The organism is Roseibium sediminis, assembly GCF_008711325.1.
In the GTDB taxonomy this organism is placed as follows: Bacteria; Pseudomonadota; Alphaproteobacteria; order Rhizobiales; family Stappiaceae; genus Roseibium; species Roseibium sediminis.
In genome coordinates this window covers 168,652-182,480 of record NZ_VXDB01000006.1, presented here as the reverse complement: position 1 = coordinate 182,480, position 13,829 = coordinate 168,652, and the positions used below count along the sequence as shown (strand labels likewise).

11 protein-coding genes are annotated in these 13,829 nt (G+C 55.8%); 3 read left to right on the top strand and 8 right to left on the bottom strand.

Annotation, left to right across the window (positions count from 1 at the left end; all coding sequences use genetic code 11):
• Positions 1-103 precede the first annotated feature (103 nt).
• Positions 104-1,564 (top strand): MFS transporter, encoded by a 1,461-nt coding sequence (locus F0155_RS08050; RefSeq protein WP_150523982.1) that lies wholly within the window; start codon positions 104-106, stop codon positions 1,562-1,564.
• Between the two features lie 84 nt (positions 1,565-1,648).
• Here the strand turns inward: F0155_RS08050 and ubiV are convergent, their stop codons facing one another.
• From ubiV to F0155_RS08010, 7 genes are all read right to left on the bottom strand, one after another.
• On the bottom strand, positions 1,649-2,545 hold the full coding sequence (gene ubiV / locus F0155_RS08045) for a ubiquinone anaerobic biosynthesis protein UbiV (RefSeq protein ID WP_150523981.1): 897 nt from the start codon (positions 2,543-2,545) through the stop codon (positions 1,649-1,651).
• A 3-nt stretch (positions 2,546-2,548) separates the two neighbouring features.
• Positions 2,549-3,544 (bottom strand): ubiquinone anaerobic biosynthesis protein UbiU, encoded by a 996-nt coding sequence (gene ubiU, locus F0155_RS08040; protein WP_150523980.1) that lies wholly within the window; start codon positions 3,542-3,544, stop codon positions 2,549-2,551.
• Positions 3,545-3,551: 7 nt separating this feature from the next.
• Positions 3,552-4,073 (bottom strand): ubiquinone anaerobic biosynthesis accessory factor UbiT, encoded by a 522-nt coding sequence (gene ubiT, locus F0155_RS08035; RefSeq protein WP_150523979.1) that lies wholly within the window; start codon positions 4,071-4,073, stop codon positions 3,552-3,554.
• 132 nt (positions 4,074-4,205) lie between these two features.
• On the bottom strand, positions 4,206-5,339 hold the full coding sequence (locus tag F0155_RS08030) for a DUF930 domain-containing protein (RefSeq protein WP_161599775.1): 1,134 nt from the start codon (positions 5,337-5,339) through the stop codon (positions 4,206-4,208).
• A gap of 94 nt (positions 5,340-5,433) precedes the next feature.
• Complete coding sequence (gene rpoD, locus F0155_RS08020; RefSeq protein ID WP_150523977.1) at positions 5,434-7,431, bottom strand: RNA polymerase sigma factor RpoD; 1,998 nt, start codon at positions 7,429-7,431, stop codon at positions 5,434-5,436.
• 413 nt (positions 7,432-7,844) lie between these two features.
• The gene (dnaG, locus tag F0155_RS08015) at positions 7,845-9,824 is read right to left on the bottom strand and encodes a DNA primase (protein WP_150523976.1); all 1,980 of its coding nucleotides are present in this window, start codon (positions 9,822-9,824) and stop codon (positions 7,845-7,847) included.
• Positions 9,825-9,988: 164 nt separating this feature from the next.
• Entirely contained in the window at positions 9,989-10,474 is a 486-nt protein-coding gene (locus F0155_RS08010) for a GatB/YqeY domain-containing protein (RefSeq protein ID WP_150523975.1), read from the bottom strand.
• Between the two features lie 242 nt (positions 10,475-10,716).
• Here F0155_RS08010 and carA point away from each other — a divergent pair, with 242 nt between their 5' ends.
• Positions 10,717-11,904 carry a glutamine-hydrolyzing carbamoyl-phosphate synthase small subunit gene (gene carA, locus F0155_RS08005; RefSeq protein ID WP_150523974.1) on the top strand — a complete coding sequence of 396 codons (1,188 nt, stop codon included), beginning with the start codon at positions 10,717-10,719 and terminating at the stop codon, positions 11,902-11,904.
• A 140-nt stretch (positions 11,905-12,044) separates the two neighbouring features.
• Here the strand turns inward: carA and F0155_RS08000 are convergent, their stop codons facing one another.
• Positions 12,045-12,488: a MerR family transcriptional regulator gene (locus tag F0155_RS08000; protein ID WP_208999183.1), complete on the bottom strand. Its 444-nt coding sequence runs from the start codon at positions 12,486-12,488 to the stop codon at positions 12,045-12,047.
• Between the two features lie 887 nt (positions 12,489-13,375).
• Here F0155_RS08000 and F0155_RS07995 point away from each other — a divergent pair.
• Positions 13,376-13,651 (top strand): helix-turn-helix domain-containing protein, encoded by a 276-nt coding sequence (locus F0155_RS07995; protein ID WP_208999182.1) that lies wholly within the window; start codon positions 13,376-13,378, stop codon positions 13,649-13,651.
• Positions 13,652-13,829 lie beyond the last annotated feature (178 nt).

Genomic DNA, 13,829 nt, shown 5'->3' with positions numbered 1-13,829 from the left:
AAGCGTGGGTCCACAGAAAACGCGCATAAATAAAATAATGTTTTACTTTTCAAATTAGACGCATCATAAAGAAAGTCAATTATTTCTTTATAAGGTATTCGCCATGTCCGCTTCCGCGCCTCCCTCACCCACCTCTTTGGTTGGACAGGAGAATTCGCTCTTTCAGGGAACACCGACAGCGGGTCTTCTCGCTCTGGCGCTTGGTGTGGGATCCCATGCCATCAATGGCTTTGTAACGACAGCCGTTTTGCCTGACATCCTCAGGGAACTTGGCGGGCAGGACCGCGCTTTCTGGGTGTTTTCATCCTTCGAGATGATGGCAATCCTGGCAGGCTGCCTTACAGGAGCCATCAAGCAACGCCACGGCTCTCGAATGCCGTTTCTGGTGGCGACGGCGATCCTGGCGACCGGCTCCATCGTTGCAGGGTTAAGCCCCGTATTCGAAGGCCTCATCCTTGGCCGGGCCCTCCAGGGTTTTGGCGAAGGTATGATCATCGCGCTCTGTTACGCCCTCATCCCGGATCTGTTTCCCCAGAACGTTGCGCCGAAAGTCTTCGCCATGCTCGCCGGCATATGGGCCCTCGCCGCCGGGATCGGGCCGATTTCCGCAGGCTTCCTAAGCGAACTGTGGACATGGCGAGCAGCATTCCTGATCAACATTCCGCTGACAGCCTTGCTCTTTGCCTTGATCCTGCTGTCGATCCCTGCTGGTCGCAAGCCTCAAGCGGAGACGGATGGAGCGGGCAAGTCATCGCTCTACAAGCGAATGGCACTTCTCATCCTGACCATTCTGCTTTTAACCGCACTCGGCGAAATGCGAAGTGTGCTCGGTATATCGTTTGTGCTTTTGTCGGGTCTCGCGGCGGCCGTCTGGTTGTTGAGAAGCGACAGTTCCGCGTCCCAGCGTCTTTTCCCCGCCGACGCCTTCCGTCCGCAAACACTGATCGGCCTTGGCACCATCATCATCTTTGTCATGTCCACGACGGCAGCAGTTCGCGGCATGTTTGTCACCACTTTCGGGCAGGTCTATTGGGATCTCTCAGTGACACAGGCCAGCTATGTTGCGGCGAGCCTCGCCTTTTCCTGGACCATCTTCGCCTGGATGTCTGCAAAAGCCAAGAACCGCTCGACGGAACTCGCCTATCTCGTAATCGGCCCGGTTCTGGTCACTCTTGGAATGTTCCTGACCGGCATCAGCGTCGAGACGCATTCGCTGCAGCTCTTTATCGCGTCAGGTGTCCTGTCCGGAGCGGGCTACGGCCTCAGCAACCAGATCCTCAATCGCGCCCTCATGTATTCTGCTGAACAGCGGGATCAGGATCTGGTTTCCGCGATCCTCCCGTCCATCAGTTCCGCTGGTGTCGCAATTGGTGGCGGATTGGTCGGGCTGGCCGCCATCGCGATCGGCCTGATTGATCCAGCCAACGGCCAGTTGATCACAAAGCAGGCAATTGAAGCGGCCGGCGCAATGATCTTCTACCTGTTCGCGGTCCTCTTGCTTCTGCCTCTTGCAGCCATGTTTGTCTTTCGACGCCGGCTTGTCGAAGGAGAAAAGTCTTCCTGATAGACCAGACATTATCTCACACAGTGTTGAACTACATCCGTCAAATCAGAAGGATAGCGTGCCAACGACGCAGATCATACGTGGTTAAACACGGAGATGACCTGGCCGCCCGTACCAGAAACCGTTTGAAAATGCACTATCGCCCATCATTAGAGTGAGCGCGGCATCAGCTTCAGCAGGGTCCTTTCGACCATCAAGGACTGCTTTAAAGTTCTCGGCCACCAAAACCATATCGCAAGTATGAGGAGACAACCTGAAATCCGTTATACCTGCCGTTATCAGCTCCTGAAATTCAGTTATGTAGTTCAGGTAGGTCTGGGACAGAGTCTGGATGCCATTTATTGCGAGGAATGGTTTTCCCTCTAGTGTCCTGAGCGGCATGCCATCCAGATCTTCTTCACAAACAAACTGGCAATTATCCTTTGTCCGTCCGTGAGCCCTTGCGTGATAACAACGAGCAGAAACGGCAAGCGATGCCCTTCCGAAAACCTGTATCTCAATTCCAGTACCAAGTTCCCTGCCTCTGGCAACGAGTATCTCCGTCGATGCACGAGGCAACTCCACAGGTAACACGAAATGGCTTGCACCCCTGGAGGCGAGGTGCGCCATGGTCTCTTCGTTATAGATATTCATCATCGGTCCAATCCGATGCGGGCGACCATCAATGTGCAAGAGCGCAGAGCTGTTGTTGATTTCGATTTCATGGCTACCGAAACTACAAAACTCCTCGATAGCCTTGCGTTCTCTTTTCAGGACCACCTCGCACAACGAAGAGAAAACGACCTTCTTTCCACCTCGCTCCAACCGTTCCACAACAGCCGAGTAGTGTTGTTCAAAAAAGGGAGCTCGTTTGGAACAGATTACCTCGCCTAAATAGACGGTATCGATAGGCGCTTCATCAGCAATACGCGAATAGAAATCCAGTTTATTCTCTGCAGGCCAATGAAAAAGAATGGGGCCCAAAGTCAGATTACAAGTCATCTTCTACCGCCATTTCTTAGTCTTGAACGCGCCTTCGGTCTGCTTCTGTCCTTCTGTAAGCGAAACCAGATCGGCAGTGTCGGGCACTCCACCTTCCAAAACTGCATCAACAACCTTGCGGAAGGCAGTCACAACCGACTTCACATAAGCGCGGGACCGCTGCCGCCCCTCGATCTTGAAAGCATGAATTCCGGCTTCGATCATGTCGGGAAGCATTTGCGCAAGATTCAGACTGATCGGTTCTTCGAAAGCGTAATAAGCACCATCCCGGCAATCTGTCAGGTATCGCCCCTTGCAGATGGTGGGATATCCCGCTTTGTCATTGCATGAGAAACAATCAATAGTGAACTCGCCCAATTTGCTTGAGAGGTTCCCCGTTGCGTCCCTCTCGTACTTCACCTCAGAAGCGGGCGAACAGACGCCGTCCATATTGGTCGACAGCCCTGTGACGTAGTTGGTCAGGCTGCAACGCCCTTCCACCATCAATCCATGATTGCCAAAAACAAAAGTTTCAATTTCACAAGGAATTTCTCCGGCAAGAACCTTGATTTCGGGGATCGTAAGGATGCGCGGAAGCACTACTCTCTTGACGCCAAACTCTTTGCAGTAATAGCGGATCGCATCAGAACTCGATGCGGCGGCCTGAACCGAAAGGTGAAGTCGAATATCCGGAAACGTCTTTGCCGCATAAGTGGCAACGCCGATATCAGCTACAATGAACGCATCGACACCAATTCGCCCTCCGGCGTCAACCGCCTCTTTCCAAAGATCAAATTTTCCAGCTGGCGGGAACGTGTTTATCGCCAGAAGTACCTTTGTGCCCCGTTCGTGCGCATAGAAAACAGATTGCTCCATCTCCTCGACCGTGAAATTCAATCCCGGAAAGTTCCGAGCATTGGTCGCATTTTGAAAACCGCAGTAAATGGCATCAGCGCCAGCATCAACCGCCGCGCGCAAGGCAGCTGGAGTTCCTGCAGGGCACACAAGTTCAGGTCTCATATAGATCTCATCCTATTGGGGCATGCGAGTAGCCGCCCAATCGCCGCAGACCGGAAAGTGCAAGACGTCCGGCAGGACCAAACATGTTGGCAACCTTCTCCGCCAGTGAACCGTCAACGTCATCCAGCGCATTCCGCAAGCTGACAACTGCCTCGGTATCTCCGGCGATTTCCAGTCCTCTGGAAAAGAACATCGCATCCCCGTCCTGATCGCAGTCAATCAGCTGAAGAAGGTCCATGAATTTTCCGGAAATCTTCGCATCGCACGCAGCAACGTCCCGCCGCGAAAGCGCCCGAAATGACAAGTTGTCCGGGTCGGGTTTCAATTCAAGGACAAAAGGCATGTTCACCGGGTCGATGACGAAACAGCTTTTCTTGTGTGCCCCGAGGCGGTTAAACAAGGACGGTTCATCCCTTGCGACTTGGGAAACAATTCGCGCAAGAACGGGCTGAAGAAAAAATAGAGGCAACGGAAAACCGAGGCGGGAGGAGTTCTCCTTGGGCCCGCTGCCTCTTTGGAGTGAAGTCATCTGAGTCATCGCCCGATGAAAGCTAAACACGTCACCGGATAATTGGTTGACAATAGTCAAGCATTCAAAAGATGCGACAATTTGTTCAAAACCCAGGTTGACCGATGGCGTTGTCTACGCTGTGAAACAAGCTCAGAAACTCGGAAAGCCCCGTGCCACCCATTCGGATCGGGGCACGGGGTCTCCAACCTTCAGGCTGAATGACGTGACCCGGGTCACAAGCGCATTGGTCGAGCATTTGAAGGCGACATCGTACCAAAGACCTCGCGAGCGAAAGGCAACCTGAGCAATCTCGAGCGTCGTGGCGTCCCGGGGTCGGGGCGAGGGAAGGATGTCAGGTGGACGCGGCGGATTGGCCGCCGCCAGTTGTTCTTGAAGCTCCGATCGGCAAAGCAGCACCAAACGCTCGCCCTTGGTCATGCGGTTCATGGCAAGCCGCGTGCGCGGGTCGTCTCGCAAATCACCCGAATAGAGTTGCCGCGCCTGTTGAAGCGCTCGCGCAGGTCCTGCCTGTGCGGTTGCAGACACGCCGCGGCGCGCCGTGGGCTTTTTCGGAGGCAAGGCGTTGGTCACAATCGGACCAACAACGCCCGTGTCGGTTTCCTGCTCTTGCGTCAGCTCCGTTTCCGATGGGGCTTCAATCGTCTCATCCGAGGCGACCTCACCATCTTCCGGCAATTTTTCGTCCGGCAGGCCTGTCTGATCGACAACTTCAGCGATCTCTTCGCTTTCCGGTTCAGTTACCGGCTCGTCCGCCGGCATCTCCTCTGCAGGTTGAACCTCGGCAACCTCCTCGGCAACCTCCGGAGCATCGGCCTCACTCTCTGCCGGTTGTTCGGCCTCCTGCTCCTTTTCCTCGGAAGTCGGGCCGGTGTCTTCCTCGGCAAACTCTGTCACAGGCGTATGAACTGCCAACGGCTGGGCAGCAGGCTCCTGCGGGGCGGGCTCTTCTTGTGCCGCCTCGGGTTCAGGTGGCGTGGAAGCTTCTGGCTCTGGCTCTGGCTCTGGCTCTGGCTCTGGCTCTGGCTCTGGCTCTGGAGGTTCGACCACAGGCTTTTCCTCCGGAAGGCTTTCTTCCGCCTTTTGAAGCTCTTCCTCTACAGGTTCCTGAAGGATCGCGACCTCAATCGCCTTCACCTCCGGTTCCGGAAAGTTGAGGCTCACGCCCTCAATCAGGACGACGGCAACAAAGACGTGCAGCAGCAGCGAGACAACCAACCCGCCGCCTATAAATCCACGCTCGTCCTTGGGCTGTTCCCGTTCCATCGGGCCATCCATACCGAAAATTACGGCCAAATGGCAGCCAAAACAAAAACCCGGCACAATGGCCGGGTTTTCTTTTTGGACTGCTCAGCAGCTCTTAGCTGTCGAGGAACGAGCGCAGCTTGCGGGAGCGGCTCGGGTGTTTCAGCTTGCGCAGCGCCTTGGCCTCGATCTGGCGGATACGCTCGCGGGTAACGCTGAACTGCTGACCAACTTCTTCCAGCGTGTGGTCAGTGTTCATGCCAATGCCGAAGCGCATACGCAGAACACGTTCTTCACGTGGTGTCAGCGAGGCAAGAACCCGTGTGGTGGTCTCGCGCAGGTTCGACTGGATGGCTGCATCGATCGGCAGAACCGCGTTCTTGTCCTCGATGAAGTCGCCGAGGTGCGAATCTTCCTCGTCGCCAATCGGGGTTTCGAGCGAGATCGGCTCCTTGGCGATCTTGAGAACCTTGCGGACTTTTTCCAGCGGCATCTGCAGCTTTTCAGCCAGCTCTTCCGGGGTCGGCTCACGGCCGATCTCGTGCAACATCTGGCGCGACGTGCGAACGATCTTGTTGATCGTCTCGATCATGTGCACCGGAATACGGATCGTGCGGGCCTGGTCGGCGATCGAACGGGTGATCGCCTGCCGGATCCACCAAGTCGCGTAGGTGGAGAACTTGTAACCACGGCGGTATTCGAACTTGTCCACCGCCTTCATCAGGCCGATGTTGCCTTCCTGAATGAGGTCGAGGAACTGCAGGCCGCGGTTGGTGTATTTCTTCGCAATCGAGATCACGAGGCGCAGGTTTGCCTCGACCATTTCCTTCTTGGCGATACGCGCTTCGCGCTCACCCTTTTGCACCATGGCAACGATGCGGCGGAATTCGGTGATCTCAAGGCCCGTTTCGGTAGCCAGCGTCTGGATTTCCTGACGCAGCTCGCGGACGGTTTCCTTTTCCTTGGCGATAAAGTTCTTCCAGCCGCGAGACGACAGGTTTGCAACCTTGCGCAGCCAGTTCGGGTCGAGTTCCGCGCCCTGATACTGCTTGAGGAAGTCGGTACGGTCGACATTGTAGCTGTCGGCCAGACGCAGAAGACGACCTTCATAGCCCATCAGGCGCTTGTTGATGTCATAGAGCTGGGCAACCAGGGCATCGATACGGTTCTGGTTCAGCGACAGGCTCTTGACGTCGACAACGATGTCTTCCTTGAGCTTCTTGTACCGGCGCTCCTGGCTCGGAGACAGGGTCTTGTTGGCCAGCTTGTTTTCAACATGCTGGTCCTGCAGGCGGCGAAGCTTCTTGTAGTTCTCGGCGATGTTGTCAAAGGTTTCGAGAACCTGCGGCTTCAGTTCCGCTTCCATTGCGGACAGGGAGACGTTGGACTCAAACTCATCGTCGTCCTCGCCGTCACCGTCGCCCTCTTCGCCTTCCTGCTCTTCTTCAGAGGAGGAATCGGACGGGCGGGCAGACACGTTCTCGTCTGCATCCGGATCATCATCGTTTGCACCGGTCGGCCCAGCCTTGGCATCGGGCCCGGCATAGGTCGCTTCCAGATCGATAATATCGCGCAGAAGGACCTTGCCCTCATTGAGTTCGTCGCGCCAGATGATGATGGCCTGAAAGGTCAGCGGACTTTCGCAAAGGCCCGCGATCATCGCTTCCCGGCCAGCCTCGATCCGCTTCGCAATCGCGATTTCGCCTTCGCGGGACAGAAGCTCGACAGAGCCCATTTCGCGCAGGTACATGCGGACCGGGTCATCAGTCCGGTCGGTCGGTTCCTTTGCGGTGGTCTTCGCAACAGCCGTGGAGCCGGTGGTTGCAAGTTCTCCGCCGTCCACTTCGTCCGGGCTTGCCTCGTCAGCCTCGTCGGCCTCGATAACATTGATGCCCATGTCCGACAGCATGGACATGATATCTTCGATCTGCTCTGAAGACACCTGTTCGGAAGGCAGAACCTCGTTCAGCTCGTCATAGGTCACATAGCCGCGCTTTTTCGCGGCCTTGATCATCTTTTTGACGGCGGCATCCGACAGATCAAGAAGAGGGCCGTCCGGACCGTCCGTGGCATTGTCCTGATTGTCGTCTGCTTGTGTCGCCTTAGCTACCATATTGTGCTCCAAAATCACGACTGCCCATGTGCAGCCGTGGCGCGCCCCAAATTGCTTCCACCCGACCCGCTTCGGCGCACAACGGTTGCCCGCGTCGCCATGCATCGGAAATTGATTCCTGATTCGGGTTTTAAGCTGTGTCCCTTAAGTCCAAATTAACCGTGCCATCGCTTTCGCCAATTCCATGGCGAATTCCTGCACACGTGTCCCAATCGCGCCCGCGCATCTTAGCGCTCGCCCGCTTGCATCCGGATTCTAGCAGCCAGAAAGACTGTTGCCGCCGATCATCATGTCGTCGCGGCGCGTTTGTGCTGCAAGTGTCTATTTAGCTCGACGTTTGGGATTCGCAAGTGTGATTCGCACCGGGTCAACCAGATTTGTTAATTTTTATCAGGAATCGGGGCCACAAACCCTCACCCGGTCCGCATCTCGGGCGATTGCGGCGATGCCGGCGCAGGTGCCGCGCCAACCGGAGCTGCGCGGATTTTCTTGGCACGCTCTGCCAATTCCGCTTCCTCGCGGGCGCATTCCTCCCGCCGCCGCGACAGATCCTGTGTCACCGCTTGCATGCGCTGCCAGGAGGCTTCGTCCAGTTCCGTTTCTGCCGCTTCCATTTCGCGCTCAAGTTCGCGCTCCAGCTTCTTGAGCTCAAGAACATCAAGGAAGTGCAGATAAGCGGCCTCAACGAAATCTTCCGGCGGATGGGTCTTTAAAAGCGGAAACCTCTGGGCAAGGGCAGAGAATGCTCCATGGCGCGACGCAGGGGCGTCATCGGACACCTGCCCCAGTCCCACGACTTCGCTCATCAATTGCCGCAGCGGCTCGTCCAGTCCCGCCACAAGGCCGGAGACCGGCGTATGTTCAAGATCGCTGACAAGAGCACAGATGGCATCGTTGAAGCGTTGGTGGAGCGGTTCGGAGAACTCCAGCGCAGAAACCCGCTCCAGATGCCGGTCCAGAAATTGCGGATACTTGACGCCAAGGCCGCAAACCAGCCGTTCCGTGCCGTAGAGCGGTGTATCAGGAGAGGGAGCCCGTCCGGTCGCTGCAGGCTTGTCAAAACGTCCGCCACCACCCTTGGTGCCACCAGACCGCCCCTGACGGGCTTGTTCAAAGAAAAGGTTCGACAGCCGAAATTTCAGATCCAGCTGGTAACGCCGCTTGACCCTTGGATCACGGATCGTCTCGATCAGATCATCGAACCGCTTTTCCAGTGCTGCCTTGCGTTCCGGCGTATCCAGTTGCGCGACGGACACCTCCCGATCCCAGACCACATCGAAGAGCGACTGGGCCTGTGCGACCTGTGTCTCGAACCCGGCAACACCCTGTTTTTGAATGAGGTCATCGGGATCCATGCCATCGGGCAGGAAGCAGAACTGGAAGGAATAACCGCTCTTGAGAACCGGGAAGATGCGATCGATCGCCCGGTGCGCCGCCGATATGCCCGCAGAATCGCCGTCAAAACAGACAACCGGCTCTGCGGCAAACTTCCACAGACGCAGCACCTGTTCTTCCGTAAACGCAGTTCCGAGCGTTGCAACCACGTGAGTGATCCCTGCCTGAGCCAGGGCTATGGCATCAAGATACCCTTCCACCACAACCGCACGCCCAGCCTGAAAGGCCGGTTCACGGGCCCTGTGGGCATTGAAGAGCATGACACCCTTGTGAAAGAGCGGCGTCTCGGGGGAGTTCAGGTATTTCGGCTGGCCATCGGGATCAAGCGTTCGCCCGCCAAAGGCAACAACCCTCCCCCTCTCGTCCTGAATGGGGATCATCAACCGGCCGCGGAAACGATCATAGGACGGGCGGCCATTGTCCGGCTTGATGAGGAGGCCGGCTTCTACCATCACCTCTTCCGGAACATCCTGGGTCGCAAGGTACCGCTTCAGCGCATCCCGGCTGTCAGGAGCATATCCGAAGCGAAACTCGGCAAGCGTCGCGGGAGCAAAGCCACGCCGAAGCGCATAGGAGCGAGCCTGTTCGCCGCGCGGAGCCGAGAACTCCATCTGGAAGAACCGGGCCGCCATCTCGCACACCTCGGCAAGACCGGCCCGTTTCTTTTCCCGGCGCGCTGCCTGAGGATCGGGAGCAGGTAGGGCAACCCCTGCCTGATTAGCAAGCCGCTCGACTGCCTCGGGAAAACTCAGGCCTTCCGTATCGGTGAGAAATCGAAAATGATCCCCTGACGCTCCGCACCCGAAACACTTGTAGCGGTTGCGGCGATCATCGACGTGAAAACTCGGGCTTTTTTCCTGATGGAACGGGCAGCAGGCCCAATAATCGCCCTTACCCGGCTGCGTCTTGCGCCGATCCCACGTCACCCGGCGACCGACAATATCGGACAGACTGAGCCGGGCACGGATTTCATCGAGAAGGCGGTTATCAAAACGCATTACGGCATGAACCTTGTGGAGAGCGTCCACATAAGGGTTTGGATTCAGCAGGCAGCAGACGGTCCCTGCGATCTTCCATCAATAACACACCCCTCCCGAGCCGCTAAGTGGGCCGGGGCAAGGCTCTTTGCAGAACCCCAAAGGCTGTGGAAATCGGCCTCGTGTCAGGACTTTGCTGCGGCCCGAGCCTCAGGTGCGGAAGACTTCAGAAGGTCCTTCACCAGACAGGACGCCTGAACGAAATCCATCTGCCCCGGGTATCTTTCCTTGAGCGTAGACATGCAGCGCCCGATATCCCGAAGACCATGAGCGTCGATGTCCCGCAGCGTGGCCTCGCAAATCGCGCGCATCTCGGCATCATCGATCTGCGTCGGCAGGAACTCGCTGATGATGCTGCGCTCCAACCGCTCCTGTTCTGCACGGTCCAGCTGGCCCGCCTCTTCGAACTCGGCAGCAGACTGGTCACGCTGGCGAACCATTTTCTGCAGGATCTCAAGAACATCGTCTTCGGAAACACCGTCCCGCCCGTTCTCGCGAGCAGCAGCATCCCGGTCCTTGATCGCCATCTGCACCAAGCGCAGCGTGGCCATCCGGCGTTTGTCTTCATCATCCTGTGCAGCCTTGAGGGCCGCAGTGATTTTTTCGCGCATACTCATTTCCTGCCCGATCGAATTCGGAGCACCAAGTTGGGCGCGCAAAAAACGCGCCGAAAGCTCACTACAGACAAGTCATTGAAATTGAAAGCATTTTTTTAAAGGGAACCGTGTTGACGATTTTGCATACTTCCCATAGAGTCCCGCGCTTAATGCAGACAGCTCGGCGCGGCTTTCTTCCGTTTAAGTTGCCCTTATCTGCAGCGCATGATGGCACCAACAACACCTGGATACAAGACATGACGACTGCAGACGCATGGTCCACGCAACCGGCGACCGCCCTTCTTGTGCTGGCCGATGGCCGTATCATCGAAGGTTACGGCCTTGGCGCAACAGGCGAAGCGGTCGGCGAAGTCTGCTTCAACACTGCCATGACCGGCTACCAGGAAATCCTGACAGACCCATCCTATGCCGGACAAATCATAACCTTCACTTTTCCACATATCGGCAATGTAGGAACGAACGACGAAGATATCGAGACCGTCAACATGGCGGCCGAGAGCGGTATCCGTGGCGCTGTTCTGGCGACCGACATCACCAATCCGGCAAACTACCGCGCCAGCCGTCATCTGGACGAATGGCTGAAGGCTAGAAACCTCGTTGCCATCTGCGGCGTGGACACACGTGCCCTGACCTCCCTCATTCGCGAACAGGGCGTTCCGAATGCGGTGATCGTGCACAACCCGGAAGGCAAGTTCGATCTCGACGCCCTCAAGAAGAAGGCCGCTGAATGGCCGGGCCTTGAAGGCATGGACCTTGCCAAGGGCGTTTCCACAACGCAGGCCCATCCCTGGCACGAAAAGACCTGGGAGTGGGGCACAGGTTACTCAACCGGCGAACCACGGGACTTCAAGGTTGTCGCGCTGGATTTTGGCGTAAAACGCAACATTCTCCGCCTTCTGACGGACGCTGGATGTGATGTAACCGTTCTGCCGGCAACGGCAACTGCCGAAGATGTTCTCAAGCACAACCCGGATGGCGTATTCCTGTCCAACGGACCGGGCGATCCGGCAGCAACCGGCGAATATGCACTCAGCACCATCAAGGCCGTCGTAGAAAAGGGCATCCCGACCTTCGGCATTTGCCTCGGCCATCAGATGCTGGCGCTTGCCCTTGGCGGAACGACCGTCAAGATGCATCAGGGCCACCATGGTGCAAACCATCCCGTGTTTGATCACACGACGGGCAAGGTGGAAATCACATCCATGAACCATGGCTTTGCCGTGGATGCGGACAGCCTTCCCTCTGATGTGGAACAAACGCACGTGTCGCTGTTTGACGGATCGAACTGCGGCCTGCGCCACAAGAGCAAGCCGGCCTTCTCCGTTCAGTACCACCCGGAAGCGTCTCCAGGCCCGCGTGACAGCCATTACCTGTTCCGTCGCTTTACGGACCTCATGAGGGACACAAAGGCCGCTGCAGCCTGATCCTGATAAAGTCTATCTATCACTCTGACATCAGGGCCGCCCATCGGGCGGCCTTTTTTCATCTACCGGACACCCAACAATGAAAAACCGGCGCCCAGATGGCTGGGCGCCGGTTTTCAAGGCAGGTACAAGAACTGAAATCAGTGCTTGGCGATCAATTCTTCAAAAGCACTGAGGATACCGTTGACCTCTTCGACCTGCTCGTCGAGTGCGGCCTTCTGTTCCATCAGGAGTTCCTGCTGGCTGGCACAGATATTCCGCAGCTCGGTGTACTGTGCATCTTTCGGAGCATTGCTCTCAACCAGCTTGATCACGTGACGGATCTCGGCAAGGGTCAGACCGATCTTCTTCGCCTGAAGGATCACCCGCATGCGAGCCACGTCCTTCGGAGCATAGAAGCGGCGAGCTCCACGGCGCACCGGGTTCAGCAGACCCTTTTCCTCATAAAAGCGAAGAGTGCGCAGAGTGACGTCAAAGAGTTCCGACATTTCGGAAATCGCCAGAATCTGCTCGTCTTCGGTAACGTTGGTAACAGGGCCCGCGATATCCGGAACCACCACCATCTTTGTTGCAATACTATTCATTTTCTTGCCCGATCGTTTTCGTTTTGGTTATTCACAACGACCTCGACGCCTTCGGGAAGGTAAACCCACCTAATACCTTGCCCTCCGGCCCCACATGCCGAAATCGCTGCCTTTTGGCCCTTCCCTCCCGCGATGGGAGCGAAGCACCACAAGCTATTTACATCACATAGATGTCACTTTGCTACTATTCCAGCGTTAATAATCGCACTTTCTTTTAGATTTTTTTGCTTTTTTTGCGAAACTGCGGAAAATTTCCCGCATTCCCTAGAGCACTTCTAAGTTCGTCTCCTTAAAAAATCTAAAACAAGCACCCAATAAAACCACCGCAAAGAACCAGAAGAACTAAAGTTGTACTACATATATTTATTATCGATAATTTATACATCAGGAATACGGCATAGTCATTCTCTGGTAGTTGAAAAAAATGATACTTACTAATAGGAGAAATCTAACGCAACGGAGCCCAAAGCTTAGATTCGCAATGTAAAAAATACGGATGTATATAAGCAAAAAATACAATTTTTAATTTAGTTCGACTGACGCACAGGTATTCCGTTAACATTCGTAAATCAACAGTGAAATTTTCGACAGAACGAATCACCTACAGAGACAATTCGCATTGGCGATTTCCATGTGCCTTGCGAACTGAGCGCAAAAATTCACATCGATCAAAAAATTTTCTCTTCGGATCAATTTTCCTGCTCTCCTCCCCCTGAGACACCGAACTTGAATAGGTAGAATTCCTCAGCGTCTTCGACGAACGAACACTTGGACTGCACTCAGTGCATCCCCGAATTGACAGACCTCCCCTGTTTGGATTTCTACTGTGCATAACTGGAAGTGACGAAGAAGACCCCGAGAACACGGAACCAAGGCAGCTGCGTGGCATGGCAGAAACCAAAAAGTCCAAGAAAGAACCGGTCATGAGTGCCGAGCAATTCCGAGAATGGCGGCGCGCGCTTGGGCTCAAGCAAAAGGAAGCAGCCGAACAACTGGGGCTGAAGAAGCGGATGATCCAGTACTACGAGAAGGGGAATCGCGACGGGCGGCCTGTGGAAATCCCGAAATCCATCCGCCTGGCCTGTTACGCCCTCTCCAACGGCATCCGCGACTTTGACGGGCGCTCGCCCACCCATTCCACAGAGGAAACGGGCGCCGGATAACGCCCTTCACGGCCCGCTTTCCGCAAAAACTGAAACAAATCCAAGTTTGGTGACATAGCGGGGTTCCCACACCAGTCCCTTTTGCCTATAAGACGCGCTCAGCCAACATTGTCACCCAACTGGAACGAGCCGGACCGGCAGGCCCTGTCACGCCTGAACTCCGAAACGGCCGCTGCGA

Excerpts from the sequence above, each read along its gene's own strand:
- F0155_RS08050 (WP_150523982.1), top strand. The coding sequence starts at position 104 with ATGTCCGCTTCCGCGCCTCCCTCACCCACCTCTTTGGTTGGACAGGAG.
- ubiV (WP_150523981.1), bottom strand. The coding sequence starts at position 2,545 with ATGACTTGTAATCTGACTTTGGGCCCCATTCTTTTTCATTGGCCTGCA.
- ubiU (WP_150523980.1), bottom strand. The coding sequence starts at position 3,544 with ATGAGACCTGAACTTGTGTGCCCTGCAGGAACTCCAGCTGCCTTGCGC.
- ubiT (WP_150523979.1), bottom strand. The coding sequence starts at position 4,073 with ATGACTTCACTCCAAAGAGGCAGCGGGCCCAAGGAGAACTCCTCCCGC.
- F0155_RS08030 (WP_161599775.1), bottom strand. The coding sequence starts at position 5,339 with ATGGAACGGGAACAGCCCAAGGACGAGCGTGGATTTATAGGCGGCGGG.
- rpoD (WP_150523977.1), bottom strand. The coding sequence starts at position 7,431 with ATGGTAGCTAAGGCGACACAAGCAGACGACAATCAGGACAATGCCACG.
- dnaG (WP_150523976.1), bottom strand. The coding sequence starts at position 9,824 with ATGCGTTTTGATAACCGCCTTCTCGATGAAATCCGTGCCCGGCTCAGT.
- F0155_RS08010 (WP_150523975.1), bottom strand. The coding sequence starts at position 10,474 with ATGCGCGAAAAAATCACTGCGGCCCTCAAGGCTGCACAGGATGATGAA.
- carA (WP_150523974.1), top strand. The coding sequence starts at position 10,717 with ATGACGACTGCAGACGCATGGTCCACGCAACCGGCGACCGCCCTTCTT.
- F0155_RS08000 (WP_208999183.1), bottom strand. The coding sequence starts at position 12,488 with ATGAATAGTATTGCAACAAAGATGGTGGTGGTTCCGGATATCGCGGGC.
- F0155_RS07995 (WP_208999182.1), top strand. The coding sequence starts at position 13,376 with ATGGCAGAAACCAAAAAGTCCAAGAAAGAACCGGTCATGAGTGCCGAG.